General features: G+C 34.4%; 29 protein-coding genes and 1 tRNA gene. 15 read left to right on the top strand and 15 right to left on the bottom strand.

Annotation, left to right across the window (positions count from 1 at the left end):
* From AC6EI2_RS01455 to rsmA, 4 genes are all read right to left on the bottom strand, one after another.
* Window positions 1–939, bottom strand: coding sequence for a pyruvate dehydrogenase complex E1 component subunit beta (locus tag AC6EI2_RS01455; RefSeq protein ID WP_498463445.1), 939 nt, complete (start codon window positions 937–939; stop codon window positions 1–3).
* A 245-nt stretch (window positions 940–1,184) separates the two neighbouring features.
* Window positions 1,185–1,547, bottom strand: coding sequence for a DUF3082 domain-containing protein (locus AC6EI2_RS01450; RefSeq protein WP_498462661.1), 363 nt, complete (start codon window positions 1,545–1,547; stop codon window positions 1,185–1,187).
* On the bottom strand, window positions 1,534–2,493 hold the full coding sequence (gene ispE, locus AC6EI2_RS01445; protein ID WP_498462660.1) for a 4-(cytidine 5'-diphospho)-2-C-methyl-D-erythritol kinase: 960 nt from the start codon (window positions 2,491–2,493) through the stop codon (window positions 1,534–1,536). The genes AC6EI2_RS01450 and ispE overlap by 14 nt, the downstream gene beginning before the upstream one ends.
* Entirely contained in the window at window positions 2,471–3,343 is an 873-nt protein-coding gene (rsmA, locus tag AC6EI2_RS01440; protein ID WP_498462659.1) for a 16S rRNA (adenine(1518)-N(6)/adenine(1519)-N(6))-dimethyltransferase RsmA, read from the bottom strand. Before rsmA ends, ispE begins: the two co-directional genes overlap by 23 nt.
* A 111-nt stretch (window positions 3,344–3,454) precedes the next feature.
* Here rsmA and AC6EI2_RS01435 point away from each other — a divergent pair, with 111 nt between their 5' ends.
* The 5 genes from AC6EI2_RS01435 to AC6EI2_RS01415 all read left to right on the top strand — a co-directional run bounded on the left by AC6EI2_RS01435 (window position 3,455) and on the right by AC6EI2_RS01415 (window position 6,625).
* A complete protein-coding gene (locus AC6EI2_RS01435; protein ID WP_498462658.1) occupies window positions 3,455–3,820 on the top strand; it encodes a hypothetical protein in 366 nt (121 codons plus the stop codon).
* A gap of 13 nt (window positions 3,821–3,833) precedes the next feature.
* A complete protein-coding gene (locus AC6EI2_RS01430; protein ID WP_498462657.1) occupies window positions 3,834–4,271 on the top strand; it encodes a 23S rRNA (pseudouridine(1915)-N(3))-methyltransferase RlmH in 438 nt (145 codons plus the stop codon).
* A 64-nt stretch (window positions 4,272–4,335) separates the two neighbouring features.
* Entirely contained in the window at window positions 4,336–4,782 is a 447-nt protein-coding gene (locus AC6EI2_RS01425) for a LexA family protein (RefSeq protein ID WP_498462656.1), read from the top strand.
* Window positions 4,783–4,784: 2 nt separating this feature from the next.
* Window positions 4,785–6,062 carry a Y-family DNA polymerase gene (locus AC6EI2_RS01420; RefSeq protein ID WP_498462655.1) on the top strand — a complete coding sequence of 426 codons (1,278 nt, stop codon included), beginning with the start codon at window positions 4,785–4,787 and terminating at the stop codon, window positions 6,060–6,062.
* A 104-nt stretch (window positions 6,063–6,166) separates the two neighbouring features.
* Window positions 6,167–6,625: a DUF8637 domain-containing protein gene (locus AC6EI2_RS01415; protein ID WP_498462654.1), complete on the top strand. Its 459-nt coding sequence runs from the start codon at window positions 6,167–6,169 to the stop codon at window positions 6,623–6,625.
* Window positions 6,626–6,638: 13 nt separating this feature from the next.
* Here AC6EI2_RS01415 and AC6EI2_RS01410 read toward each other — a convergent pair whose 3' ends face one another.
* Window positions 6,639–6,938, bottom strand: a complete 300-nt coding sequence (locus tag AC6EI2_RS01410) for a hypothetical protein (RefSeq protein ID WP_498462653.1) — start codon at window positions 6,936–6,938, stop codon at window positions 6,639–6,641.
* A gap of 25 nt (window positions 6,939–6,963) precedes the next feature.
* Window positions 6,964–8,991, bottom strand: a complete 2,028-nt coding sequence (gene dnaG, locus AC6EI2_RS01405; RefSeq protein ID WP_498462652.1) for a DNA primase — start codon at window positions 8,989–8,991, stop codon at window positions 6,964–6,966.
* Between the two features lie 48 nt (window positions 8,992–9,039).
* Between dnaG and AC6EI2_RS01400 the strand changes: the two genes are divergently transcribed.
* From AC6EI2_RS01400 to AC6EI2_RS01380, 5 genes are read left to right on the top strand one after another with little or no spacing between them, the layout of a single operon-like run.
* The gene (locus AC6EI2_RS01400) at window positions 9,040–9,942 is read left to right on the top strand and encodes a DMT family transporter (RefSeq protein ID WP_498462651.1); all 903 of its coding nucleotides are present in this window, start codon (window positions 9,040–9,042) and stop codon (window positions 9,940–9,942) included.
* Complete coding sequence (locus AC6EI2_RS01395; protein ID WP_498462650.1) at window positions 9,939–10,325, top strand: cAMP phosphodiesterase; 387 nt, start codon at window positions 9,939–9,941, stop codon at window positions 10,323–10,325. Before AC6EI2_RS01400 ends, AC6EI2_RS01395 begins: the two co-directional genes overlap by 4 nt.
* Window positions 10,326–10,362: 37 nt before the next feature.
* Window positions 10,363–11,037, top strand: a complete 675-nt coding sequence (ruvA, locus tag AC6EI2_RS01390) for a Holliday junction branch migration protein RuvA (protein WP_498462649.1) — start codon at window positions 10,363–10,365, stop codon at window positions 11,035–11,037.
* Window positions 11,038–11,088: 51 nt separating this feature from the next.
* The gene (gene rpsO / locus AC6EI2_RS01385) at window positions 11,089–11,358 is read left to right on the top strand and encodes a 30S ribosomal protein S15 (protein ID WP_269610248.1); all 270 of its coding nucleotides are present in this window, start codon (window positions 11,089–11,091) and stop codon (window positions 11,356–11,358) included.
* A 27-nt stretch (window positions 11,359–11,385) separates the two neighbouring features.
* Window positions 11,386–11,826 carry a PAM68 family protein gene (locus AC6EI2_RS01380; RefSeq protein ID WP_498462648.1) on the top strand — a complete coding sequence of 147 codons (441 nt, stop codon included), beginning with the start codon at window positions 11,386–11,388 and terminating at the stop codon, window positions 11,824–11,826.
* Between the two features lie 9 nt (window positions 11,827–11,835).
* Here AC6EI2_RS01380 and AC6EI2_RS01375 read toward each other — a convergent pair whose 3' ends face one another.
* The 9 genes from AC6EI2_RS01375 to AC6EI2_RS01335 all read right to left on the bottom strand — a co-directional run bounded on the left by AC6EI2_RS01375 (window position 11,836) and on the right by AC6EI2_RS01335 (window position 22,096).
* Window positions 11,836–15,354, bottom strand: a complete 3,519-nt coding sequence (locus tag AC6EI2_RS01375) for a DNA polymerase III subunit alpha (protein ID WP_498462647.1) — start codon at window positions 15,352–15,354, stop codon at window positions 11,836–11,838.
* 71 nt (window positions 15,355–15,425) lie between these two features.
* Complete coding sequence (gene gatA / locus AC6EI2_RS01370; RefSeq protein WP_498462646.1) at window positions 15,426–16,886, bottom strand: Asp-tRNA(Asn)/Glu-tRNA(Gln) amidotransferase subunit GatA; 1,461 nt, start codon at window positions 16,884–16,886, stop codon at window positions 15,426–15,428.
* A 30-nt stretch (window positions 16,887–16,916) separates the two neighbouring features.
* Window positions 16,917–17,147 (bottom strand): DUF1816 domain-containing protein, encoded by a 231-nt coding sequence (locus AC6EI2_RS01365; RefSeq protein ID WP_498462645.1) that lies wholly within the window; start codon window positions 17,145–17,147, stop codon window positions 16,917–16,919.
* A 226-nt stretch (window positions 17,148–17,373) separates the two neighbouring features.
* Entirely contained in the window at window positions 17,374–18,621 is a 1,248-nt protein-coding gene (gene rlmB, locus AC6EI2_RS01360) for a 23S rRNA (guanosine(2251)-2'-O)-methyltransferase RlmB (protein WP_498462644.1), read from the bottom strand.
* Window positions 18,622–18,638: 17 nt separating this feature from the next.
* Window positions 18,639–19,037, bottom strand: coding sequence for a Mini-ribonuclease 3 (locus AC6EI2_RS01355; protein ID WP_498462643.1), 399 nt, complete (start codon window positions 19,035–19,037; stop codon window positions 18,639–18,641).
* Window positions 19,034–19,399 (bottom strand): STAS domain-containing protein, encoded by a 366-nt coding sequence (locus AC6EI2_RS01350; protein ID WP_498463444.1) that lies wholly within the window; start codon window positions 19,397–19,399, stop codon window positions 19,034–19,036. The genes AC6EI2_RS01355 and AC6EI2_RS01350 overlap by 4 nt, the downstream gene beginning before the upstream one ends.
* 51 nt (window positions 19,400–19,450) lie before the next feature.
* A complete protein-coding gene (carA, locus tag AC6EI2_RS01345) occupies window positions 19,451–20,605 on the bottom strand; it encodes a glutamine-hydrolyzing carbamoyl-phosphate synthase small subunit (RefSeq protein WP_498462642.1) in 1,155 nt (384 codons plus the stop codon).
* 29 nt (window positions 20,606–20,634) lie between these two features.
* A complete protein-coding gene (gene trpD / locus AC6EI2_RS01340) occupies window positions 20,635–21,672 on the bottom strand; it encodes an anthranilate phosphoribosyltransferase (protein WP_498462641.1) in 1,038 nt (345 codons plus the stop codon).
* A 112-nt stretch (window positions 21,673–21,784) separates the two neighbouring features.
* Window positions 21,785–22,096: a DUF3288 family protein gene (locus tag AC6EI2_RS01335; RefSeq protein WP_498462640.1), complete on the bottom strand. Its 312-nt coding sequence runs from the start codon at window positions 22,094–22,096 to the stop codon at window positions 21,785–21,787.
* Between the two features lie 74 nt (window positions 22,097–22,170).
* Here AC6EI2_RS01335 and AC6EI2_RS01330 point away from each other — a divergent pair, with 74 nt between their 5' ends.
* The 5 genes from AC6EI2_RS01330 (at window position 22,171) to AC6EI2_RS01310 (ending at window position 25,652) form a co-directional block, all read left to right on the top strand.
* A complete protein-coding gene (locus AC6EI2_RS01330) occupies window positions 22,171–23,922 on the top strand; it encodes an ABC transporter ATP-binding protein (RefSeq protein ID WP_498462639.1) in 1,752 nt (583 codons plus the stop codon).
* 86 nt (window positions 23,923–24,008) lie between these two features.
* A complete protein-coding gene (locus AC6EI2_RS01325) occupies window positions 24,009–24,254 on the top strand; it encodes a hypothetical protein (RefSeq protein ID WP_498462638.1) in 246 nt (81 codons plus the stop codon).
* A 4-nt stretch (window positions 24,255–24,258) separates the two neighbouring features.
* Window positions 24,259–25,008 (top strand): peptide-methionine (S)-S-oxide reductase MsrA, encoded by a 750-nt coding sequence (gene msrA, locus AC6EI2_RS01320; protein ID WP_498462637.1) that lies wholly within the window; start codon window positions 24,259–24,261, stop codon window positions 25,006–25,008.
* 203 nt (window positions 25,009–25,211) lie between these two features.
* Window positions 25,212–25,565, top strand: coding sequence for a hypothetical protein (locus tag AC6EI2_RS01315; RefSeq protein ID WP_498462636.1), 354 nt, complete (start codon window positions 25,212–25,214; stop codon window positions 25,563–25,565).
* Window positions 25,566–25,578: 13 nt separating this feature from the next.
* Window positions 25,579–25,652, top strand: a tRNA-Pro gene (locus tag AC6EI2_RS01310).

Genomic DNA, 25,652 nt, shown 5'->3' with positions numbered 1-25,652 from the left:
TTAATCAACTCCACCATTATTAATAATTTTTTCTGCAGCATCTACTATTTGATGAGGTTGAATAATAGTTAAGTTTTCTAAGTTTCCATTATAAGGAGTTGGAATATCCTGACTGCTTAAACGAACAGGAGGAGAATCTAAATCATCGAAGCAATTCTCAGTAATCAATGACATTAACTCAGCGGCGATACCACCTGTTTTCATACACTCTTCAACAATAATTACTCTATGAGTTTTTCTTATAGATTTAGATATGGTTTCCATATCAAAAGGCTTAAGGCTAATTAAATCAATCAATTCAACATCAATTCCTCTCCCTTCAAGAAGCTCAACCGCTTTCAAGCAGTGGTGACGCATTCTCGAATAAGTCAAAATCGTAATGTCTCTTCCTTGCTTTACAAGATCAGCTTGATCTAAGGCACAGACATAATCACCCTCAGGAAGCTCTTCAGTAAGGTTGTAAAGAAGAACATGCTCAAAGAAAAGAACAGGATTATTGTCTCTAATAGCAGCCTTCATTAGACCTTTAGCATTCGTGGGAGTACTACAAGCCACAATTTTGATACCAGGAACTGCATGAAAATAGGCCTCAAGTCGTTGACTATGTTCAGCACCTAATTGTCTTCCAACGCCACCAGGACCTCTAACAACTGTTGGAATAGTAAAATTTCCACCGCTCGTATATCTAAGCATTCCCATATTGTTGGATATTTGGTTAAACGCAAGCAACAAAAATCCCATATTCATCCCTTCCACAATTGGTCTTAACCCTGTCATAGCAGCACCAACAGCCATACCAGTAAAACTATTTTCAGCAATTGGTGTATCTAAGACTCTGAACTCTCCGTATTTTTCATACAGATCTTTCGTAACTTTATATGAGCCGCCATATTGTCCAACATCCTCGCCCATTACACAGACCAAAGGATCTCTGTCCATTTCTTCATCAATTGCTTCACGAAGAGCATTAAATAAAAGAGTCCCTTTCACAGAATTAACAGATCGTCCGGATTACCGGTTTGTTATTCCAAACTATCTCAATCAGTGCCTAATTACCCACCTGCTGCAAAAGTCGATAACAGCAATATGGAGAGCAACATTCCAGGAGAGAGTAATAAAACGAGAAGTCCTAAATCATGAAGAGTCATAGAAACATCTAAATATGACAATTTAATAGTTAAATGCTAGTCAGTTTTGTCCTTGTTGCCTTCAATCAAACTTCGAATAAATACTAAAAACAAACCAAGTCCAATGAAACCAAAGGTAAAAGTTGCAAGAAAACTAATTCCAATGATTAGTGTTTTAAAACCAGAAGCAATACTCTGGGCAATTGGCGAAGAATAATTCGGTGTATGAATCGAAAAATATAAAACTATTTTTTTACTAATAAAGAGGCTTAACAAGCTAAAAGATAAGCTAGTAATAGAACCTGAGAGAAAGCTTAAGGGACCTTTCTTTGGTTCAGAACTAGCGGAAGCTATTGAACTTGCTGATGAATTAGCTAAATCATCAGATTCATTTTTAAACCCATTACTAGGTGAATTCATCTCTTAATTGAACTCCATTAGATTTCATTGAACATGCCCAAGCGGATAAACCAGCTTTTTCAAATTCATTAACATGTTCTTTTAGTACTTTATTTGCTTGCTTATAATTTTCAAACAATGCAAAACAACTTGGACCAGAACCACTCATTGAAACAAGACGGGAATCAGGTAACCGAGACAATATATTTAAAGACTTTTCAACCTCTGGTGTCATGGGGCAGACAACTTTTTGCAAATCATTTTGTACTTCTTTTCGATTATCTAAAAGCGACTGATCCGACCAGTTAATTGATCTGATAATGTTTCTCTTGATTTTAAAATCCCTATCATTTTCAAGATATCTATTCCCAAACTCTTCTTTATATTTTTTATATGCAACTGGTGTAGAAACTTGTATAGAAGGATCTTTAACTAAAATGAGACCCAAATCAAAATGATCTAGATTTAGTCTTTCTAAGATTTCTCCTCGACCAAAACATATCTGTCTACCTCCTGATACGCAAAAAGGTATATCAGATCCAATTTCTTTTGATAACTTCTCTAATTCAGAAATCTCAAGATTTAACTTCCAGAGCTTATTTAATCCAACTAATGTTGCAGCCGCATCAGCAGATCCACCTGCTAATCCTGCTCCAATAGGAATATTTTTTACAAGTTCAATATCAACACCTAATTGAGTATTTCCAACTTTATTTCTCAACAGACTTGCAGCTTTTATTATTAAATTATCTTCACCATTACTAATCTCGTTAGTATTTGTTTTTAGAGTAATATTATTATCTTCATTCTTTATCATCCTCAACTGATCACTTAAATTAATACTTTGCATAACCATTGCCAATTCATGAAAACCATCGTCCCTAATCCCTAAAACCTCTAAATGTAGATTAATTTTTGCATGTGCTTCTGCAATAAGAACATCTTCATTTGCTTTGGGAGGAACCATTTTCAATAACACAAGTTTCTTTTAAAGCTTTTGCCAAGGCGAACCAATTGGAAGGTGAAATTTCCTGTGGTCTTTGATCAAGACTAATACCTCTATAGGCGAAAAATTCCTTTATCTGATCATTGGGAGTAACAAAACTTCCAATCGTGTTTCGTAATTTCTTTCTTCTACCACTAAATGCATGTTTCAAAAGTTTCTCTAATAAATTTCCTATCTCATAAAAATCTGGCTCACTAGAGACAAAGGGCTTAATCATGACTACTTTGGAATCCACTTTTGGTGGCGGTTGAAAACATTTAGAGGGCACATCGCAAACGTTCTGACATTTTGCTAGAAGCTGAATACGTACGCTTAAAGCGCTAAAATTACTACTTCCTGGCAAAGCGACAAGTCTTTGCGCAACTTCTTTTTGCATAAGTAAAACTAAAGTTTCAAAACGATTGTCAGGGGCTTTTCTTAATTCACCAATCAATCTTTTTAATAGTGGGCCCGTAATGTTGTATGGAATATTAGCGACCACTTTGTTAATATTCAGTCCATTTTCAGCTTCTAGAGGAACAGATAGAACATCCCCCTCTCTCAAGCCAAATTTATTTTGATGACTAAAACGTTTTTTCAAACCAAAGACCAAATCTCTATCTAACTCAATTGCTTGGATGAATTTTGCTTGGGATTCAATTAATTTTTCAGTTAAAGCACCTTTACCTGGACCAACCTCTAATACGCAATCTTCGGAATTCAATTCAGCAGCCTTAACTATTTGATCCAAGACATCTTGATCATTCAACCAATGCTGCCCAAAACGTTTTCTAGGAATATGCCTAAAATTATTCAAAGAGTTATTACCCATACGAATAATCCCAAAACCTTATTAGAAAAGATCACATATTTTACTCAAGTAAAAATAAATTACTTAAAATATACTTATAAAAAGATCTCCAATCAATATACATTTTCCAAAATGACTTTTGATAGCCATAGCCTTGAACGCTTAAAACAACTTGGACGAAAACTTCCTAAAGAGATATCAAAACCTGAATCAAATGAATTAAAAAGTCAAAAAGAAGCAAAAAACCAAAAGTTACACCCAGTTGAAATCGAAACCAACCCTGAACAACTCTTTCGAGAATTGATGGAAATAAGTCCAGATGGAAACGTACCGCCTCATTTACTAGAAAGGCTGAAAAAACTTGAATCAAAAAATCTGAATATTTCTGCCTATGCAGATCCAGATATTAATAAAAATTCTAAAGATCTTTCCAGCGAAGATTCACTAAATCTTTATACTCAATTTCGACAATTTCTACTCGAAGATGATATCGATTAGCAATATCTATTTTATGATTAATATTTCACGCTACAAAATCATTGCTGTTGGAAAAATAAAGAAAAAGTGGATTCAAGAAGGTATAGATATTTACTTAAAAAGGTTACCTGGATTAGAAATTATAGAAATTAAAGACAATAACCAAACAAAAGAAGAAAATACGATCAGAGAAATCATTAGCAAAAACGAAATTCTCGTAACTCTCAATGAAAATGGTCAATCTTTCACATCAAAGCAACTAGCAACAAAACTTCTAAACTCTCATAATCAAAATATTAGTTTTGTTGTTGGAGGCGCATCAGGTCTTGCACCTTCCCTAAATAATTTTGCCTCTTGGCAACTAAGCCTTTCACCTTTAACTTTTCCGCATGAAATAGCTCGTCTTTTACTAATAGAACAACTCTACCGCGCAAAAACAATAGTCCAAGGCGGGCCATACCATAAAGAATGAAAGGAAAACAAGCACACTCAATATAGTTCATATGTACTATATTGAGTGTGCTTGTTTTAGGCCTATGTATTCAAAGAATTCGTACTATCCCTCAAAGGAAGGCTTATCGACACTATTAATTCCATTTGCAACAGAAACTATTTCTGCAGGTTTCCCTTCTCCTGCGGAAGACTACATAGAACTGGGAATCGATCTCAATAAATACTTAATCAAAAATCCAATAAGTACTTTCTTTCTACGTGTAAGCGGTAGTTCAATGAATAACGCAGGAATTTATAACAATGATTTATTAATAATAGATCGCAGTATAAATCCAAAGCCTGGACATATTGTAGTTGCTCTCTTGGATGGAGAATTTACTTTAAAAAGACTTATAAAAAAGCAAGATAATTATTATCTAAGAGCAGATAAAGAAAATTATCCAGCAATAAACTTATATGAATATACAGATATACAAATATGGGGAATAGCCACTTATTCGATACATGAATTACAAAAAACAAAAGTCTAATTATGTCCAAAGTAATACTTCAGGTTGATGGGAATAATTTCTATGCCTCGTGTGAACAATTAGTCGATCCATCTACAAGAGGAAAAGGCTTAGTTGTACTTTCAAATAATGATGGATGCATAATAGCTCGAAATTCAGAGGCTAGAAAAATGGGAATTCCTATGGGACAACCTTATTTCAAATTAAAGAATAAGCTAAATCAATTAAATATAAATGTGAGAAGTTCGAATTACGAGCTTTACGGTGATATAAGTAATCGATTAATGCAGTTACTAAGAAAAAATTGTGAAGAACTGGAAATCTACTCTATAGATGAAGCATTTGGAACGATAAAACGTCCTAAAGAAAAGTGCTTATATCAATGGGGAAAGGATTTAAGAGCTATAGTTTACCAAAATATCGGAATACCAATAACTATCGGTATTGGGGAGACAAAAGTTTTATCAAAAATTTCTAATCATCTAGCAAAAAAAATAGAAAGTAATTCAGGTATATTTGATATAGGTATCATTGAAAACAAAGACCCTTATCTTAATCTAATTAAAGTAAATCAAGTTTGGGGGATAGGTAAAAGAATGTCCATATGGCTAAAAGAAAAAGGGATCTCTAATGCCCTAGAACTTAGAGATATGTCAAGTAGCCAAATCAAAGAAAAATATGGTGTGGTTGGTCTACGTATTCAAAATGAATTAAAAGGAAACCTCTGTATCCCAATAAAAGAAACATCATCAAATAGAAAACAAATCTGTGTAAGTAGGAGTCTTTCATATCCAATAGATAGCTTAGAAGAGTTGAGGCAGATAATCATTAAATATGTTTTAATCGCATGCGCAAAACTTCGAAAATATAATCAATTGTCTTCAGCTATTACAATATTCACGAATACAAATGTTCATTCAAAAGACTTTTATAAAAGCGAAGCAACAGAAAAAATAAATGTCCCAACATCTGATTCAAGAATCATACTTAAAACAAGTTTAGACTTAACACGGAAAATATTTAGACCATATAAAAGATTAACAAAAGCAGGTGTAATATTACATAAACTACAAAGTAATCGATATGAACAAAAACAGTTATTAGATCAACAATCTATTGAAAAAGAGTTATCTCAACAAAGACTAAATTATGTAATAGATGAAATCAACAATAGAAATGGTAAAGATACAATAAATTGGGGATCATCTATCATTGAAAAGGAATGGAGACCGCGCAGGGAAAAAGTATCTCTTATAAAGACAACAAACATAGAAAATATTCCAACAATATATGCTAATTAATATTTAATATTATACTTAAACTAAGAATGATCATTATCACAATAAATGGATTAGAAAGTCATGGTAGAGTAGGATAAGTAAAAATCATAAGCATTAAAAGAATAATGGAATTCGTAGATTTTCTAGATAGAACAGAACTAGAAATAGTAAAATTAGTTGAACAATCTGGTTATAAAACAACAGAGAACACACCACTATGCTTAGCAAGTAATAACTATGTAGGTTTCTTAAATAAGAGGGAGAAAGTGCTTATAATTTGCACCAATAATGCCAAGAAAAGAGAAGGCTATACGAATTTAAGAAAGAAAGATAAGGATACTTTTGAAAGGACAGCATTACATATAAAAAAAGCTTTAAGACATGAAGCTGTTCATGTTGCACAAGAATGCAATGATGGAAAGTTATTAAACATAGATCAAAAGTTATCAATAAGTCCCTCAAAGATAAAAGCTTTAAAGGAATCTATAAAAATATCCGGGGAGGAAGAGAAAGAAAGACAAGCGTATATATTAGAAAATAAACCAAAATTAGTAGTAAAAGAATTGAAAAAATATTGTTTCTAGTAGTTGAAAAAAATTAATTTTCTCTAAGGAGTTGAAGAGCTTTTGTTTTACCACTGAAAATCAAAACCATTCCTGGTTCCAAATAAGAAAAACCAATATAAGTCTTAACAGCATTGGCATCAACCAGGGCCGATCCACATGTATCAAGAAAAAGGACAGGTATAGTTAAATTAGATCCCTGCATTCTCTGAAGATCGAGAGACTGACGTATGGCTAAGTTTGCTTTTATGAAACCAATTTTATTAATAAAATCTGGCCATAGATCATTAGATAAAGAACATTCATCTAAATTAAAAGAGGAGGAATTTAGCACAGTTATATATAACTACTATAGAAAATTATTTGTAACATCGCTGTTGATCTAAACTTAATATATGCTTCCTTTCAGCGTAATAAAGTTGCTGAAAATTTAAAGCGTCATTATTTAACTCTTCAAACATGCTAATCACTTTCTTTTCCATATCAGATGAATTACTAGGCTTAGAAGATTCCTGAACAATAAGAGAGGCAATACAGTTCTCAAGAGTTTGTAATCGTTGAGAACTCCAGGCTTCAATTAGATGTCTACAACGTTTTAAAGATTTTTGCTTTTCAAGAACAGCTAGTGATCCACGAATGAGTGATTCGGGATCAGTTAGTGTTGCCAAACGAAGTTCATCAGCCTCTAGTAAGGGAGTAAGTTTGGGAAGATGTTCATTGTTACTAACGAGGAAGTTATCTAACAAGTTTTTAATTAAATCGACATCGGCTAGAATATTATTTGAATCATTAGAGCGATTTATCTTCTCAACAGTTTCAGAACCGAACTTATTCTCCTCAATATTACATATAGTTGACCATATCGCTCGATGATGATTAATTGCAAAATCATCTAATTCTCTTAATCGCAATTCATAACGAATATAAGATCGATAATTAGGACAGTGAATATAAGTAAAGAGTATATCTGCTTCACTTCTTTCTCTTAGACTAACTTCTTGTGGTTTTTCATACTTTTTAGAACGTCCGTGCCATCTTTGACCACTAATTTGATTACGTAAATCTTCCTCTAGTTGTAGAGCGAATCTAGCTTGACCTCCACTAAGTCGCTGAGCGACCTTCTGTAGATAATGGGTTCTGATCGCTGTTTGAGGTAGTTTGCCAAGAAGACTTACTAAAGTACTAACAGCTTCCTGAAATTGATCAGATTTGTTTAAATCTAAATCGTTCAATGATTGATCTATTTGCCAATCCATCCAAAGAGGTGATTTAGCTGCTAATGCTTCATACTCAGAGGGTGAATTATCCTTAAGAAACTCATCTGGATCTTTACCTAAAGGTAATTGAAGAACTCTTAAATCTAGCTGACCTTGAATAGCAAGGTTTTCAACCTCACTAATAGCGCGATTAGCCGCTCGAATTCCAGCATTGTCTGAATCAAAATTTAAAAGAATTTTTTTACTATCGGTAGAACGAGATAGCAGCGTTATTTGATTGCGACTTAATGCGGTTCCCAGCGAGGCGACAACATTTGTAATACCAGAATCATGAAGTGCCATCACATCAAAATATCCTTCAACTACAACTGCATAATCTTGTTTCCTAATTGAAATAGCTGATTTATCTAAACCAAAAAGATTTTTACCTTTTTCAAAGATTTCAGTCTCAGGTGAATTTAAATACTTAGGCTCGGACCCATCAAGACTTCTTCCTCCAAAACCAATAACTCTTTTTTGCCTATCATGTATGGGAATAATAATACGATTACGAAATCGATCATAAAAACCATTACCACCCTTTCGAGGTACGATTAAACCAGCAGATTCAAGGATCTCAACACTGACTTTTTCTATATCTACAAAATATTGGAGTAATGAATCCCAATTGTCTGGGGCAAAACCAAGCTCAAAATTGATTAAAGTACCATCACTCAAGTGACGTTTATTTTTAAGATAATTAAGAGCATTTTCCCCATTAGTAGAATTTAATTGATTTCTAAACCAACCTGTAGCCAGTTTCAAAACACGATATAGCGTATCTCTTCGTGAGATCTGTTGCTTTAGTCTTTCTTGTTGCGGTCCTTCAACTGTATCGATTGGCACTTGATATTTTTTAGCCAGCTCAAGAACAACATCACTAAAACTTTGTCTCTGAAACTCCATCAAAAATTTAATGGCATTTCCACCAGCTCCACATGAAAAGCAATAATAAAATTGCTTACCAGGTATTACTGACATTGAAGGCTTACTATCATCGTGAAAAGGACATATTCCAACATATTCTTTACCTTTTTTCTTTAAAACAACATGTTCACCAACTACATCAACGATATCTACACGCTCTTTTACAGACTCAATTGTTCTAGGATGTAGTCGAGCAGTAGCCATATGATAATTTTAATTGATGTTGAAATATTTAGTTAAGAGATTTAGGAATTGAGAGAAAAAAAACTTACAAGTGAATTTAATATTGGAAAAAATCTAGAAGGGATCAAATTTTTAATAGGAAGTGGCTTAGCATTTAGCCTTATGAGTGTATGCGTTAAATCGATTGGAGGAAGGATCCCTATTTCAGAACTTGTTTTTGCTAGGGCTAGCATAAGTATAGTAATAACAAGATTTTTCTTATATAAAAAGAAAATCAACCCCTGGGGATATCAGAAAAGACTACTAATTATAAGGGGTTTGTTAGGAACAGTAGCATTATTTTGTATATTCAAGGCCTTAACAATATTACCAATAGCAACAGCAACAGTAATTCAATACACTTACCCCACATTTACAGTGATATGTGCATACATATTTTTAAAAGAATTTATATTAAAGAGAATAGTTTATTCAGTCATTATTGGTTGGATAGGAATTCTTTTAGTTAGTCAACCAGAATTCAACTCCAATAGTAATATTCAAGAAACAATATTAGCAGTAATAATTGCAATATTAGGCGCTTTGATGACATCATTAGCGTATATATGTGTAAGAAAACTTTCTTATAAAGAACACCCACTTGTAATTATTTACTACTTTCCTTTGGTTTCTATACCCTTATCTATTCCTTTTATCATTAATGATTTTGTATTACCAACCGGAGCAGAATGGCTTTGGATAGCAGGTATTGGTATTTTCACACAAATTGGTCAAATCTGTATTACGGAGGGTTTAAGACTACTACCAGCTGGCCAAGCAACCTCATTAAATTATTCACAGGTTATCTTTGCAAGCATATGGGGAATATTAATTTTCCAAGAATCAATAACAAGTTCAATTTACTTGGGTGGTTTTTGTGTACTAATTTCCACTATTATTAGTGCATCCAAAACCTCGCAAACAAAAATATGAAATATAAATCAATGATTCTTTCGATAGTTCTTATTTGCACTGGATCAACATCGATTCTTGCAGATAATTATCAACGAGGTTACTCCTCAAGTAGAACTTGTACGAGAAACGAATATAGAGAAGAATATGTTCCAGGAACAAGAAAGGATCCTGGGTATGTAAAGAAATGGGAGGAAACGGTTGAAGTTCCCTGTCCAGGTATTGGCTCAACAAACAAAAACAGTGAATTTGATAACAATGATTGCTCTGAAGGCAAAGTCGCAGGTGGTATTTTAGGTGCTGGCTTCGCTACAGCAATATCCAGAGGTAAAGATCGTTGGTGGGCAATCCCTGCTGGTTTGGTAGGTGGATCAATGGTTGGATGTCAAATTGATGGTGGTTGAGTTTTAAACTTTTGCAGGAAATTAATTAGAATAAATAATGATTAGTTGGTTGAGAGGTGAAATAGTACATAAGTGGAAAACATCCACCAAAAAAGGGCTTGTACTAAATGTTAGTGGCATTGGTTATGAAATACAAGTATTACCAAAACACTTAGAAGAGGTTGAAGTCTTTAATGAGATTGAATTATGGATTCACCAAATAGATCGTGAAGATGGTACAAGCTTATATGGTTTTATAGAGGTTGATCAAAGAGATTTATTTAGAGAAATCATCAGTGTAAATGGTATAGGTCCGCAAATTGGCATAGCTATGTTAGAAGACTTTGAAGTTGCTCAATTAGTTAATGCAATAGAAAATAAAGAATCTAATTTATTAACAAAAACTCAAGGAATAGGTAGACGTATCGCAGAGAGATTAATAATTGAGCTAAGGAACAAACTTCAAAGATTTATAGATAGTAATGAAACAAATCATAACAATAAAAAAGACAAAGAGCCTAATCAGTTTTCCAAATATATTGATGAAATATATCTAATTCTGAATTCACTTGGTTATGTTGATAATGAAATAAAAGATTCAATAAAAATCATAACAACCAACGAAAAAGAAAATTCTTTATTACTCAACTCTCTATCATCAGAAGAGAAAGCTAAGCTAATGGATAAACATCTCAAAGAGATTCTTATGAAATTGAGTGAAAAGAGTACTTGATAGAAGGCTAGGGATTAAATTAGACTTTTAAAGCTAGAAGAGCTAAATCAAATGTCACTAGGCACAGAAGAGAAACAAAAGCTAATCAACACACATCAAGTACACCCAACTGATACGGGTTCAGTAGAAGTCCAAGTGGCGATGCTTACTACAAGAATCTCAAAATTAAGCAAACATCTTCAGGGGAACATACATGATTTCTCCTCAAGACAAGGATTGCTTAAAATGATTGGTCAGCGTAAAAGACTTTTAGGTTATGTACGGACTAAAAGTGAAAAAAGATATACAGAGCTTATTGAAAAATTAGCAATTAGAGGATAATGACTTGTATTGAATTGCTAGAAGCTAATGAAAGGTAAAAAAAAAAACAAAAAGGAACAACCTAAAGAAGCAAAAATAGGATTCTCCAGTAATAACTCAGCTCCAAAAATAGTTTCAAAGAAATCTTCAAAAAGTACTAATAAGAATTCAGGTATTCCAAGCTATGTTGCAAATAGAATGGCAAGGAGAATAGCTTTTACTACAGGTATTCCAACATTAAGTGGTATGGGAGTTTTTATTGGAAGTTATTTTTTAATAAGCAAAGGTATTGCTGATATATCTCCAACACTCACTCTAGTCAGTTCAGCGATATGTTTTCTCATTGGCTTATTAGGATTAAGTTATGGAATACTCTCTGCGAGTTGGGATTTTAATCCAGGAAGTTTTCTTGGTTTTGAAAATATAAAACCAAACATCAATAGGATGAAAGACGCATTCAAAACAAGTCAAAAAGATATTACTAGTTAAAAATAAAATTTAAATTACAAGACTTTGACTTGTTCTCCCCTTAAAGGAATTCTTAGACAAAGAATCTAAAGCCAAGTCAGTATCTTTTACACAGAATTGATCGCCTAACCTTACATACCTAGTATTATCATTGTCCTTAAGGCAGGCTACGACAGGTATACGAACGCCTAATTCATTTCTAGCGGGTCTAATATTTGAAAGACATTCTCTTAATTTATGCTGAATATTGATATCAGCAGCTTGTTCAGGACGTAGATCTATCAAAAGAAATCTTAAATCATCAATTTCACGACAATCATCAATAATCAATTGAACATTTTCATCTCTCCTATCGACGCTGCCCCAAATCAATAATCTAGTTTCAATTATCAAATGATCAGACAATCTTTCATAACTTTTGGGGAAGACAACCGCTTCACAAGAACCAGTTAAATCCTCTAGTTGAATAATCGCCATTCTGTCACCTTTTCTAGTTGTGACTTGTCTCATCTCTGGAATCATTGCTATTACACTAACCTTTGACTTATCCTTCTGTTCTTCTAAAGAGCCAAGGCTGATTGGAGCAATCAATTTCGCAGGTTCTGAAAGTTGCTTCAAAGGATGATCCGATAGATAGAAGCCAACATGCTCTTTTTCTAATTTAAGCTTCTCTGAGGGAGGGTACTCTTTTACTGGATTTGCCTTTGGAGCAGATGAATAATCATCAGTCGATGATGATTCATTACTAATCGAAGATGAGAGATCAAAAAGGTTTCCTTGGCCGCTAATTCTATCTTTTGCCCTTGAAGAAGCCCATTCAATAGTTAAATCCAAATCAGCAATAAGCTGACAGCGATTTGCATTTTCTTCAAGACAATCAAGAGCTCCTGAATGTATCAAAGCCTCAAGACCTCTTCGGTTAATAGCACTCAGTGAAATTCGGTCACAGAATTCTGCTAATGAATTAAATTCGCCATCTTCATCTCTAGAGGTAATAATTTTTCTAATTGCACCATCACCCAAATTTTTGACCGCTGAAAAACCAAAAAGAATTGAATTGTCATTTGGAGTAAAATCAACCCCAGAGGTATTTATATTTGGGGGCATTACGTTTATGCCCATTGAATTACAGTTAGAAATGTATCTTTGAACTTTGTCAGCCGAGCCAGCATTAACAGTAAGTAATGCCGCCATGTAGGCGACAGGATAATGTGCTTTCAAATAAGCAGTTTGGTAAGTAACCGCTCCATAAGCAGTTGAATGACTTTTGTTAAAGCAATATTCAGCAAATAAAACCATTTGATCAAATAACTGTTCAGCAACAATGGCAGTAACGCCATTCTTAACTGCCCCATCAACAAATAGAGTTCTATGACGCTGCATTTCGGATACTTTTTTCTTACCCATTGCCCTTCTTAATAAATCTGCTTGACCAAGCGAATATCCTGCTAAATCCTGAGCTATCTTCATGATCTGCTCTTGATAGACCATGATTCCATAAGTTTCACTTAAAATAGGCTCAAGTGATTGATGCTGAAAATCAATACTTTCCTTACCATGTTTTCTATTTATAAATTTCGGAATTAATCCTGCATCAAGAGGACCAGGACGGTAAAGCGCAAGAATTGAAGAAATATCCTCCAGAGATGATGGCTTTAGATCTTTTACTATTTGTCTCATTCCACTAGATTCAAGTTGAAAGATTCCTTCTAAATCGCCCCTAGAAAGTAATTCAAATGTTTTTTCATCTGTAAAAGGCAATGAATCAGGATCTAATCTCTCACCAATTGATTTCTCAACTAAATTAATTGTCTTTTCTATCATTGTAAGATTTCTAAGTCCTAAAAAGTCCATCTTCAAAAGGCCAAGTGATTCAATATCTTCCATAAAATATTGAGTGATTATTTGTCCATCATTATTTCGTTGAAGAGGAACTAAATTATCAAGTGAATTAGCTGCAATAACAACACCTGCTGCATGCACACCAAAAGTCTTATTTGTTCCTTCTATTCTCATTGCCATATCAACCCATTTCTTTACTTTTGAATCATTGTTGTATTTTTCATAGAATTCCTTATTTGGCGATTCCTTTGAAATCATTGATGATAATTTTGCAGGTTTACCCCTTACAACTGGAATTAATTTCGCCAAACGATCTGCATCTCCATAGGGAATATCAAGTACACGAGCAACATCTTTCAAAACAGCCTTAGATGTCATTCTGTTAAATGTAATTATCTGTGCAACTTTGTCTTCACCATATTTATTAGTAACATAATCAATAACTTCTCCACGTCTTTCAATACAAAAGTCGGTATCAATATCAGGCATAGACTTCCTCTCAGGATTGAGAAATCTTTCAAATAACAACCCATTTTCAACTGGATCAATATTAGTTATGTGAAGAGAAAAAGCTACTAGAGAACCTGCTGCTGAACCTCTACCAGGACCTACAGGAATATTTTGTTCTCTTGCAAATCTTATATAATCCCAGACAACAAGAAAATATGTAGGGAAACCCATTTGTTCAATCACTTTTAGCTCATACTCAAGTCTTTCCTTATAAACATTTGGGAAATTATCAAATTCTGCAATATCTAATATCTCTCTCAAACCATTGATTGTTATCTCTTTAAGATATTCGATTGGTTTATATCCATTAGGTATAGGAAAATTTGGCATCTTATAAGTTCCTAATATCGTATATCTTTCAACCTTATCTGATAGTTTAACTGTATTTTCTATTGCACTATTAATTACTTTCTTGTCTAAATGATCAGTAAATAAACATCTCATTTCCTCCTCAGATTTAATATATTCTGTACCTGTATATCTTAATCTTTTTTGATCACTAATTAATTTTCCAGTCAAAACACAAATCAGTGCGTCATGCGCTTCAATATCATTTTTTGATACATAATGTGCGTCATTGGTAGCAATAATTTGGATATCAAGTTCTTTAGATATTCTGACTATTTCACTATTAACAATTCTATCCTCAATAGATCCATGGTCTTGAATTTCAAGGTAAAAATCATCACCCAAAATTTCTTTATACCAAGAAGCTACTTCCCTAGCTACATCATTTCTACCTTTTAATATCGCCTGTGGAATTTCACCTCCTAGACAAGCTGTTGAACAAATTAAACCCTCACTATATTTTTTAAATAAAGCCTTATCTATGCATGGCCTTGAAAATATACCTCTTCCCCTTACACCATTCAAATGACTGAGCGTTGTTAATTTTACTAGATTTTCATAACCTATCTGGTTTTTCGCAACAACCACAAGATGATATCTTTTCTCTTTTTTGGGTTGAGGGTCATCAATTGAACCGTTAATGACATACATCTCATTGCCAATAATTGGCTTTATATTTGCTGCATTACATAACTTCAATAATTCAATGGCTCCATACATTACCCCATGATCGGTAAGGGCTAAAGCTGGCATACCCAATTCCTTTGCCCTTTGTACCATCAAAGGGAGTTGGCTAGCTCCATCAAGAAGGCTGTAATCACTATGATTATGTATTGGAACAAAAGCCATTAATATCCTACAAAGCTACGCTGCATGTAGTGTAGCGACAATTATATACTCCACATAAAGTGGTTTAATCTTTATAACGTGAAATCCGTCTTGGGTCTAAATTTATAAACCGCAGCAGCGTCTTCAAATTGACTGGCGACTTGAAGCAGCTTCGCTTCTTCAAAAACATTACCTATTAACTGTAAGCCTATTGGAAGACCAGATTTATCAAACCCGCATGGCAAGCTAATAGCTGGTAACCCAGCCAGATTTGCTGGAATAGTTAATAAATCTGATAAATACATTGCCATCGGGTTGTCAATATTTTCTCCAGAGTCAAAAGCAGTAGTGGGGGCCGTGGGAGCCAACAAAATATCTACTTTTTTGAAAGCATCATCAAAGTCTCTACGTATCAAAGTTCGAACTTGCTGAGCTTTCTTGTAGTAAGCATCGACATAACCTGCAGAAAGAGCATAAGTTCCGATTAGAATTCTTCGTTTAACTTCACTTCCGAAACCAAGCGCTCGACTTTTGGAGGTCATTTCTATAAGAGATTGTTCATCATCAGCGCGGAATCCATATTTGACACCGTCATATCTAGCTAAATTCGCTGAAGCTTCTGATGGGGCAATAACGTAATAGGTGGAGATTCCATCATTAAAACGAGGGCAAGAAACACTAATAATCTCGGCACCTAAGTTTTCAAGCAGCGAGGCAGATGCAAGAACAGATTCCTTAACATCAGTCGCCAAACCTTCATGATCAAAGCAGTTGTCAATCAAACCTATTTTTAGACCCTTAATTGACTTAGAAAGGGTTTCTAAATAATTGGGAACAGGAATATCAACAGTAGTTGAATCAAACTCATCTTTACCAGAAATTACTTGCAAAATTTCAGCTGCATCTGCAACGTTATTTGCAAATGGACCAATCTGATCTAAAGAGCTTGCAAAAGCTATTAATCCCCATCGACTCACGCGCCCATAAGTTGGTTTCATTCCAACCACCCCGCAAAATGCTGCTGGTTGTCGAATAGAACCACCAGTATCTGAACCAAGTGATCCATAACAAAATCCAGCAGCAACAGAAGCCGCGCTACCACCAGAGCTACCTCCAGGAACTTTTGTTATGTTCCATGGATTTAAAGTAGGACCAAATGCAGAGGTTTCTGTAGAACTCCCCATAGCAAATTCATCCATATTTGTCTTGCCTATCATTATTGCTCCAGCTTTCAAAAGCCTTTTGGTGACTGTTGATTCATATGGGGGAACAAAATTACCAAGAATCTTGCTTGCGCAAGTTGTTTTAATGCCTTTAGTACAAAGGTTATCTTTAATGGCCAATGGTATACCAGATAAAATCGGGAGAGAATCGCCAGAGGCAATTTGTTTATCTACATGGTCAGCATTACTTAATGCCTGATCGACATTAACCATTAGAAAGGAATTCAGAGTTGTATCTAATTTCTTTATTCGATTTATTTTTTCTTGAACAAGCTCTTTGCAAGAAACTTCACCACTTTTCAATTTCTGGCGTAAGTCTGCAAAAGTCATTATTAAATTATGAAAAAAATATTTTTAAGCTTATGACGTTAGAGGCTCATTACGGCGACACCTAATTAAACTATGACTTATTTTCTGAGGTGACTCTGCAGAAAGATCTTCGACAAATCCATTTAATCTGACTTTCAAGCTACGACGAGTAAGAAATGGACCAAACCAATAAGTTACCTCAGGTTGAATTGTCTCAACCTTGGCCCACCAGGCCAAGCCAAAACTATTACCTAAGCTTCGAAGAGCCCTAATGGGACCCATAAGTAGACTGCGTTTAAATTATTATAGTTTCTTAACGTGATTTTTATCAAAGAAAAAAGGGATATTATGTTCACTTGATGATGAAACATTTATTAGTAGCAAAAAAAATATTGATTATAAAAAGCTGTCAGTAATGTAATCGTATATATTATTTGAAAATAAAGTTTTATATTATAGTAAAACTATAAAAAATACTTTCTCCTTTTCAAGATTAAAATAAAAGCTATTAGTTATTAGTTTCAATAGAAATCTGAGGTTTTTGTAATCTAGGTGATGGGTCTTGTCCTGATAATGTTCGCATCCATCTTGATCTAGCTACTTCATATAAGAAAATAGAAGTGGCGACTGATGCATTGAGGCTTGTAGTTACTCCTTTAAGGGGAATCCTTACCAACTGATCACACAACCTTCTGGTTATTAAGGAAATTCCTTTATCTTCAGACCCAACTACTACTACTAATGGCCCTTGATATTTAATTTCAGACAAAGTTGAAGGTCCTTCCTCTGCAAGGCCCACTACGGTATAACCTGCATCTTTCAATTTCTCCAAAGCCCTATTTAAATTTACAACTCTTGCCACAGGAAGATGTTCCAAAGCTCCGGCAGCAACTTTTGCCACTGATCCAGTTAAACCAGCACTTCGTCTTTGTGGAAGTATTAAACCTTGAGCACCTAAGGCTTCTGCAGATCGAATTATTGCCCCAAGATTCTGAGGATCAGTTAACCCATCCAAAGCTAGAAGCAATGATGAATCTCCAAAAGCTTTGCATGCATCAATTAAATTTTTCAAATCATGTGTTTTTGATGCGGCAATTTGTAAAACTATCCCTTGATGAACTGCTCCATTAGTAAGTTGACCAAGCCTGGACCAAGAAACTTCTTCAACCAAGACCCCAGATGCTTTTGAATCTTTGAGAAGCTGAAAAAACTTTGGAGAAATACGTAATTCTGAGGTACACCAAATTCTATGAATTGCTCTGCCAGCCAAAAGAGCTGCCTCAGTTGAATGACGACCCCAAATCAAATCATCACTTAAAGTTTTGGTAAAACTTTCCGAATATGAGAGAGGGTCTTGATTTTCGACTCTTCTGGAATTATTAGTTCCACGAGTATTTTGATTTCCATATGAGGGGTTAGCAGATTTTCTCTCGAATCTGTTAGATCCCCGGTAACTGTTATTTTCTTGAGTATTTTGATTTCTGTATGAAGAGTTGGTCGATTTTCTCTCAAATCGATTGGGTCCTTTAAATGTATAGCTTGACTGATGACTACTTCTTGATCGTTCAGAAGATTCTTTATCTGTTGAATATTGATTTACTTGATCAGAGGAAAGAGGATTAATTTTATTATTTGTTCTTCTGCGATATTTAAAGTTTGCTTTCGTAGCATCATTATCCTGACGATATTTACCACTTCGTTTATCAGATGAAGTGTTTTTGGAATTCCTTGTGTCTTTATTGAAACGATAACTCATTTTATAAGAACTATTTTCTAGTTAATAGGTCGATCAAGAAGATCAAATAAATCTGCAAGCCGGTTTGGATTTTTTAAAAACAACCATCCAACAATAGTCTCAAATCCGGTAGCAATTGCATATGTGGCTGCATCTACATTTTTAGGACCTCTTCCAGCCTTATTTCTGCCTTTTCTAAGAAAATCCTTTTCAATATCAGTAAGGAATGGCTCTATTTCTCTAATTGCCCTGGCTTGACTGGATGCATTTACCTCTTTCACGACAGCATTATGAAGATCCTTTGATCGCATTGGACTACTGCAATATCGCAACCTTTGATGCATCTCCCATACTGCATCCCCTAGCCAGGCAAGTTGCAAAGGGCCCAATCCATCAGGAGAAATGGATGATTTGAAAGAGCGAATCCAATCAGTCAAGTTGATAACTTACTAATTGCCGTATTCAAATCTGGTTCTAAATGAAGGAATTCTTCTAGGCGAACAAGTTTAATCGTTTGAATAACTCGCGGGTTCCCTACAACATTAAAGGCTCTTTTCGATTGTGAACATTTTTTAGCAGCTTGAACCATTGCCCCTAGTCCACAAGAATCAATGAAATCAATATTGGTTAAATCAATAACTACTGATAGTTGATTTGAACCTAAAACTTCATTGATATATGTAGTGAATTGCTTCTCTGAATAGGCATCCAGTTGACCAGTGAAATTTAACACCAAACAACCATTTTGCTGGTTGTGACCACCTCTAAGAGAAACAGTAAGTCGTTGTAATTCAGCTATGGGATTAGTCCCCTATGACTTCATGATGGAAGTGTAGTGATAGAAACCAAATTAATCCACGATTCTTCGTCGTTCTTCTATTAAGGTTACGAAATGATTAAAATGGTGATCAGCGTCATGAGGGCCTGGGCTTGCCTCAGGATGATATTGCACACCAAAGAAAGGCATATCTATTACTGAAATAGCGGCAACTGTTTGGTCATTTAAATTGAATCGGGAAATTTTTACTTTTTCGGAATTTAAAGATTCTGAATTAAGCGCAAAGCCATGATTTTGACTTGTAATTTCAACTTTTCCATTCAGTCCACATGGGTGATTCAATCCTCTGTGTCCATAAGAAAGTTTAAAAGTTTTGCCACCAAGAGCCAATCCCAAAATTTGATGGCCTAAGCAGATTCCAAAAACAGGAAGTTTTTCGTATTCAATTAAATTCTTAGCAAGTTCGATACCACAATCAACTGCGGATGGATCACCAGGGCCATTGGAAAGGAAAACACCCTCAGGAGACAAAGATAAAACGTCGGAAATTGAAGAATTATATGGCAACACAGTCACTTCACATCCGTGAGCTACTAATCGATCCAAAATCGATTGCTTTATTCCAAAATCTATAGCTACAACATTATATGGGTTATTTTTTATATTTTTAATCCTCTTATCGAATGGAACAAGACAAGATGAATTAACCTTATAACTGTTCTTAGTTGTTACTTTATCTACAAGATTTAAACCACTCATAGAGGGTGATTTTTTTAAAATTGAAAACAACTGAGCAATCGAAAGGTGGGACTCTGATGAGATGATTCCATTCAAAGAACCAGACTCTCTGAGATGCCTTACTAATGCTCTTGTATCTACTCCATGAATTCCAACAACATTTTCGTCCTTCAACCATTTCTCAAACAAATTTTTATGCCTCCAGTTACTAGAAGTAGTTGATATTTGTCTAGTAATGACACCTTTGACAGAAGGATGTGCTGATTCATTATCCTCAGAATTAACTCCTGTATTGCCGATCTCTGGGTAAGTAAATGTGATTAGTTGTCCGTAATAGCTCGGATCGGTTATAACCTCTTGATATCCTGTCATACCAGTATTGAATACCACCTCTCCAGAAATAGTTCCTACTGCACCAAAAGATATTCCTTCAAAATAGGTACCATCCTCTAATAATAATATTGCAGAGCAATTAGTATCAATAAACATAAGTAATAGATTTTATAAGGTTAAAAGAATTAGGTGGCTAAAAAATCTTTTAACTTATTAAAGAGAAGCCATGATTTATCAGTATTCAAGCAATCTAAAGATCGTTTTACACCTAAAAGCAAATCATCTTCAGCTCCAGAGACCCATAAAACGAGAGCTGTATTTAATGCTACGACTTCTTTATGATATTTATTTCCTTCTCCTTTAAGTAAAGAAATTAAAATTTTAGAATTGGTTTCCAAATCATCACCTTTTAAAGTTTCATTAGAAACTTCAGTAAGCCCTAGAGCACTAGGATTTATAGTTTCAGATCTAATAATATCTTTATCTAGGAAACGAAATTGATTAGGCCCAGCTAGTGAAGCCTCATCAAGCCCACCTGCACCATGTACTACTACAGCTCGCTTGAGTCCCAGACCTTTTAAAGCTATAGATATAGGATCAAGCAAATCAGCTTTAGCTACTCCTAATACTTGTGACTTAGGCCTAAACGGGTTAACTAACGGGCCCAACAGATTAAAGACGGTTCTAACTCCTAAGCTTTTCCTCAAAGGAGCAAGGTTTACCAATGAGGGATGCCAAGAAGGAGCAAAAAGAAATGTAATTCCAAAATTATTTAAAGCTTCAACGACTTTTTCCGAGGAGACATTTAGAGGTAATCCCAATTTTTCTAATACGTCAGCTGATCCAACTTTTCCACTTGCACTACGATTTCCGTGTTTTGCAATTTTCACTCCTAAAGCAGCTGAGACAAAAGCAACCGCTGTGGAAATATTGAATGTATTAGCCCCATCACCGCCAGTTCCACATGTATCAACCAAAGCAAAAGAAGGGAGCTCTGATGGGGTTATTGATGCATTTCGAAGGATTTTTGCCATTGCCGAAAGTTCATCACCAGAAACCCCCTTTGCTCTAAATGCAGCTAATAATGCACCTGTTTGAACTGGTTCAATTTTATTTTCAAGCCAAGAATTCATTAAATAATTAGATTGCTCTTCATTTAAATCATTGGCTGAGAGCAGTGATTCAAGAATCACTGAAAAAGTTATTGGATTTAATGCGTTCATTTATTTGAAAAATGCCAGGGCGCTATTCAATCCAGGCAAAATATTTTTTATAACTTAATCATTAATATATCCATTATCGAAGTTATTTGAATAAAAAAATAATTTCCTAACATTAAGATTGGGAGGAATCTGAAGTATCAAAGCCAGACCCAACGTTATCAGGACTTGAGTGACTTGTAGGACGAAATCCTTCCGACCAGATTTTTCTTGTTATTTCTTCTAATTCATCTCGTTTAATACTCCATTTTTTTAATAATTTATCCATGTCAGAATTAAGATCTTCGGCACCTATGAAATCTTGATAGCGAATTAATAGTCTTGCCAACTCAATATAGTTATTAGAAGTTGGGGAATCTATGGCACATAAACGATCAAGATTTTCACGGTCTGTTGTATACAGCGGATGATTTTGAGCCTCGTTCATAAATTAGTTAAATTCAATTTTGCTCACGTCCATAGGCTTATATTGCCTAGGCTACTGAGTATATCAATAAAAGAATGGCTGCATTGAGACTAGATCTAGTAAAAAACTACTTAAGACCACATAAGAAGAAACTAATACTAGGCGCTTTTTGTCTGATTTTTGTAAATATTTTAAGTGTTGCCATACCTATGGAAGTTAGAAATATTGTTGATGATCTAAAGGAAGGATTTACATTTTCATATGTTTTCAATAAGTCGACATGGTTAATACTGTTAGCGACAGTAATGGGAGGAGCAAGGTTATTATCACGGCAACTCGTATTTGGAGTTGGTAGACAAGTAGAAGTTTCATTAAGACAAAAATTATTTGATCGCATGCTGGAACAAGATCCAGGATGGGTTCAAACTATTGGGACTGGAGAAGTAATAACAAGAGCCACCAGTGATCTAGAAAACATTCGAAGATTGCTTGGGTTTACGGTTCTTAGTCTTACAAACACTTTTTTGGCATACACTTTCACATTGCCAGCAATGTTGAGCATAGATCCGCTTTTAACCTTTTTTGCAATATCTGTCTATCCAGTTTTGCTTGGCACCGTAGGATTATTCGGTGGAAGGATGGTTAAGCAAAGAAAGAAGCAACAAGAAGCTTTATCAGAATTAAGTGAATTAATCCAAGAAGATCTATCTGGGATTAGCGCCATCAAAATTTATGGTCAAGAAGAAGCTGAACAAAAAGAATTTAATAAATTAAATACTAGATATAGAGATGCTGCAATTAACCTAGCAAGAACTGCAAGTACTTTATTTCCACTTCTTCAAGGTTTATCCTCAATCTCGTTGCTTTTACTGATTGCGATTGGGAGCGGTCGATTAAACAGCGGAAGTCTAACAGTAGGAGGGTTAGTAGCTTTAATTCTCTATGTAGAAAGACTAGTTTTCCCAACGGCCCTACTAGGTTTTACACTTAATACTTTTCAATTGGGGCAAGTAAGTTTAGAAAGAGTAGAAGAACTTTTAAAGCATGAACCAACAATTAAAGACAAAGATAACTCGGTCAATGTATCTAAACCTATTTTAGGCAAATTAGAAGCTAGAAATCTATCAATAAATTATGAAGATTCTCCTAGGAAAATACTAAATGAAATTTCATTCAAAATAAGTCCAGGAGAAATAGTTGCATTAGTAGGACCTGTAGGTTGCGGAAAAACCACCTTGGCAAGAGCTTTAGGAAGAATGATAAACATTAAAGAAGGGACATTATTTTTGGATGACAATGATGTCACTGATTTAAAGCTAAAGCAACTAAGAAGCAATATTGCCTTGGTGCCTCAAGAGGGATATCTATTTACAGAAACACTTACAGAAAATATTAGATACGGAAATCCAAATGCTTCAATATCGAGAGTACAGGAATCAGCTTATGAAGCACGAATGACAGAGGACATAAAAGGTTTTCCTGATGGTTTTAAAACTCTTGTAGGTGAAAGGGGGATAACTCTCAGCGGTGGGCAAAGACAACGAACAGCACTAAGTAGAGCATTACTGGTAAATTCAAAAATAATCGTTCTTGATGATGCCTTAGCAAGTGTCGACAACAAAACTGCCTCAGCAATACTTCAAACAATAAAAAACCAGTACAATAAAACTGTCCTAATGATTAGTCATCAACTTTCAGCTGCGGCATCGTGTGATCGTATATTAGTAATGCAGGAAGGAAGAATTGTTCAGGAAGGCACTCATAAAGACTTAATTATGAAAGAGGGTCTATATAAAAGCATGTGGGAAAGAGAAAAAGCTAAAGAGCAACTTCAGTCAGATGATTAATCATTACTTATTATATTTTTTTAATTAATCTATATTAATTTAGATATAAGATATTAGAAATATTTCATAGAAATAATTATTTAATCATGAGCGCGTTAACAAAATATAAACTTATTTGCGATCTTGCATTTGGTGATATTTACATACAAGTCCTCGCATGGATGGGTGTGATTTTTGTAAGTCTTGCTGCAGGCCTTGCATTAATGGGTTCATCAAGACCTGTTTTTGCTCTCCTAGGTGTTGGTTTAATCCTAGTATTAAGCCTTCCTTTCTTATTATTTGCATTTGTTACTACATTAATTAATCATATAAAAATAGAAACTATAAATTAAGATTATGATTAAAAAAATCGGTGAATATTTAACATTAATAATAGGGAAGCTGTATTCTAAAAGAAGTACAGAAATACAAAATAAGAAAGTGCTTCATACAATATTAAAAGCTGAACTACACTCACAGCCAAAAGAAACTGAGGAAGAAATACTTTTTGGATGCGGCTGTTTTTGGGGAGCAGAGAAAGGTTTCTGGAGGCTGCCAGGTGTAGTAAATACTGCCGTTGGCTATGCTGGGGGAGAGAGGGAAAATCCGAACTATAGAGAAGTATGTTCTGGCCTAACAGGTCACACTGAAGTCGTAAGAGTTGTTTGGAATAATAATAAAATTGATCTAAGCGATCTATTAAAATTATTCTGGGAATGCCATGATCCAACACAAGGCAATCGTCAGGGTAATGATTGTGGAAGCCAATATAGATCTGCGATTTATACAACAAGCAAAGAACAACTAGCTAAAGTAACAGAAAGCAAAAAGAGTTATCAAAAAGAGTTATCAAATAATGGATTTGGAGAAATCACTACAGAGATTCAGAATGGAATTAAGTTTTATTTTGCTGAGGATTATCATCAACAATATCTAGCAAAGCCTGGTAGCAGACCATACTGCTCAGCCATGCCAACCAAGGTGAAATTTAAAGACTTTAGTGGGGCAAACTTTAAACTAAATGAAAAAGTTTGGACCAACTATAATTGGGATATAAGTCATTGTATTCTTAGAGGCGATAATGCACAGATCGAATCAAATTTATAATGAATGATCAATTACCTGATAAAACGGTTTTGCTAATAATATTAGCTACGTTGTTACTAGTATTTTTCTTAGTGTTTAGCTTCAAATCTCAAAAAATTGAACAAGAAAACACAATTCAATGGATGGATAGTTCACTAAATACTGAATTGGCTTATCCAAGCTAAAGAAAACTATATTTAACTTTAATTATATTATAAAGAAATATGAAAAATAATAAATTAGAAAAAAATTTAGAAAGAGCCAGGATAAATATATACAATATTCTTGCAATTTTAATTGTAATTATTCCAGAATACTTTGCAGAGTTAATCTATTCAATCGAAGCATCGCAACATAAAGATATTTTGCCAAATGAGGGGGATGCCTGGGAAAACGATACTGAATTAATATTCTCAAAAATGAATATCTACGAGTTAAGATTAATGGCTAAAAGACTATCTATTTATGGATATTCTAATGAAAATAGGAATTCACTCATTAGACGAATAAATAGAAAGACTAAAAATAGAATTAAATGGAAATCATTAAAAAATGGAACTATCAGCAAGACCTTGTGATAATTTAAAAAAACGGGACGTAGCGCAGCTTGGTAGCGCACCACTTTGGGGTAGTGGGGGTCGTGGGTTCAAATCCCGCCGTTCCGA

The sequence above is a fragment of the Prochlorococcus sp. MIT2302 genome (assembly GCF_059772385.1).
Note: the sequence above shows the minus strand (reverse complement) of the source record. Positions and strands in the feature narration are given on the sequence as shown.

What these genes read in the sequence shown, in the direction of transcription:
- rlmB (WP_498462644.1), bottom strand. Translation starts at nt 18,621, where the DNA reads ATGAGTTATCGTTTCAATAAAGACACAAGGAATTCCAAAAACACTTCA.
- AC6EI2_RS01415 (WP_498462654.1), top strand. Translation starts at nt 6,167, where the DNA reads ATGGAATTCGTAGATTTTCTAGATAGAACAGAACTAGAAATAGTAAAA.
- rpsO (WP_269610248.1), top strand. Translation starts at nt 11,089, where the DNA reads ATGTCACTAGGCACAGAAGAGAAACAAAAGCTAATCAACACACATCAA.
- gatA (WP_498462646.1), bottom strand. Translation starts at nt 16,886, where the DNA reads ATGACTTTTGCAGACTTACGCCAGAAATTGAAAAGTGGTGAAGTTTCT.
- carA (WP_498462642.1), bottom strand. Translation starts at nt 20,605, where the DNA reads ATGTTTATTGATACTAATTGCTCTGCAATATTATTATTAGAGGATGGT.
- AC6EI2_RS01450 (WP_498462661.1), bottom strand. Translation starts at nt 1,547, where the DNA reads ATGAATTCACCTAGTAATGGGTTTAAAAATGAATCTGATGATTTAGCT.
- rsmA (WP_498462659.1), bottom strand. Translation starts at nt 3,343, where the DNA reads ATGGGTAATAACTCTTTGAATAATTTTAGGCATATTCCTAGAAAACGT.
- AC6EI2_RS01375 (WP_498462647.1), bottom strand. Translation starts at nt 15,354, where the DNA reads ATGGCTTTTGTTCCAATACATAATCATAGTGATTACAGCCTTCTTGAT.
- AC6EI2_RS01365 (WP_498462645.1), bottom strand. Translation starts at nt 17,147, where the DNA reads ATGGGTCCCATTAGGGCTCTTCGAAGCTTAGGTAATAGTTTTGGCTTG.
- AC6EI2_RS01315 (WP_498462636.1), top strand. Translation starts at nt 25,212, where the DNA reads ATGAAAAATAATAAATTAGAAAAAAATTTAGAAAGAGCCAGGATAAAT.
- msrA (WP_498462637.1), top strand. Translation starts at nt 24,259, where the DNA reads ATGATTAAAAAAATCGGTGAATATTTAACATTAATAATAGGGAAGCTG.
- AC6EI2_RS01435 (WP_498462658.1), top strand. Translation starts at nt 3,455, where the DNA reads ATGACTTTTGATAGCCATAGCCTTGAACGCTTAAAACAACTTGGACGA.
- AC6EI2_RS01420 (WP_498462655.1), top strand. Translation starts at nt 4,785, where the DNA reads ATGTCCAAAGTAATACTTCAGGTTGATGGGAATAATTTCTATGCCTCG.
- AC6EI2_RS01425 (WP_498462656.1), top strand. Translation starts at nt 4,336, where the DNA reads ATGTATTCAAAGAATTCGTACTATCCCTCAAAGGAAGGCTTATCGACA.
- AC6EI2_RS01330 (WP_498462639.1), top strand. Translation starts at nt 22,171, where the DNA reads ATGGCTGCATTGAGACTAGATCTAGTAAAAAACTACTTAAGACCACAT.
- dnaG (WP_498462652.1), bottom strand. Translation starts at nt 8,991, where the DNA reads ATGGCTACTGCTCGACTACATCCTAGAACAATTGAGTCTGTAAAAGAG.
- AC6EI2_RS01455 (WP_498463445.1), bottom strand. Translation starts at nt 939, where the DNA reads ATGGACAGAGATCCTTTGGTCTGTGTAATGGGCGAGGATGTTGGACAA.
- AC6EI2_RS01335 (WP_498462640.1), bottom strand. Translation starts at nt 22,096, where the DNA reads ATGAACGAGGCTCAAAATCATCCGCTGTATACAACAGACCGTGAAAAT.
- ruvA (WP_498462649.1), top strand. Translation starts at nt 10,363, where the DNA reads ATGATTAGTTGGTTGAGAGGTGAAATAGTACATAAGTGGAAAACATCC.
- AC6EI2_RS01395 (WP_498462650.1), top strand. Translation starts at nt 9,939, where the DNA reads ATGAAATATAAATCAATGATTCTTTCGATAGTTCTTATTTGCACTGGA.
- trpD (WP_498462641.1), bottom strand. Translation starts at nt 21,672, where the DNA reads ATGAACGCATTAAATCCAATAACTTTTTCAGTGATTCTTGAATCACTG.
- ispE (WP_498462660.1), bottom strand. Translation starts at nt 2,493, where the DNA reads ATGGTTCCTCCCAAAGCAAATGAAGATGTTCTTATTGCAGAAGCACAT.
- AC6EI2_RS01380 (WP_498462648.1), top strand. Translation starts at nt 11,386, where the DNA reads ATGAAAGGTAAAAAAAAAAACAAAAAGGAACAACCTAAAGAAGCAAAA.
- AC6EI2_RS01325 (WP_498462638.1), top strand. Translation starts at nt 24,009, where the DNA reads ATGAGCGCGTTAACAAAATATAAACTTATTTGCGATCTTGCATTTGGT.
- AC6EI2_RS01430 (WP_498462657.1), top strand. Translation starts at nt 3,834, where the DNA reads ATGATTAATATTTCACGCTACAAAATCATTGCTGTTGGAAAAATAAAG.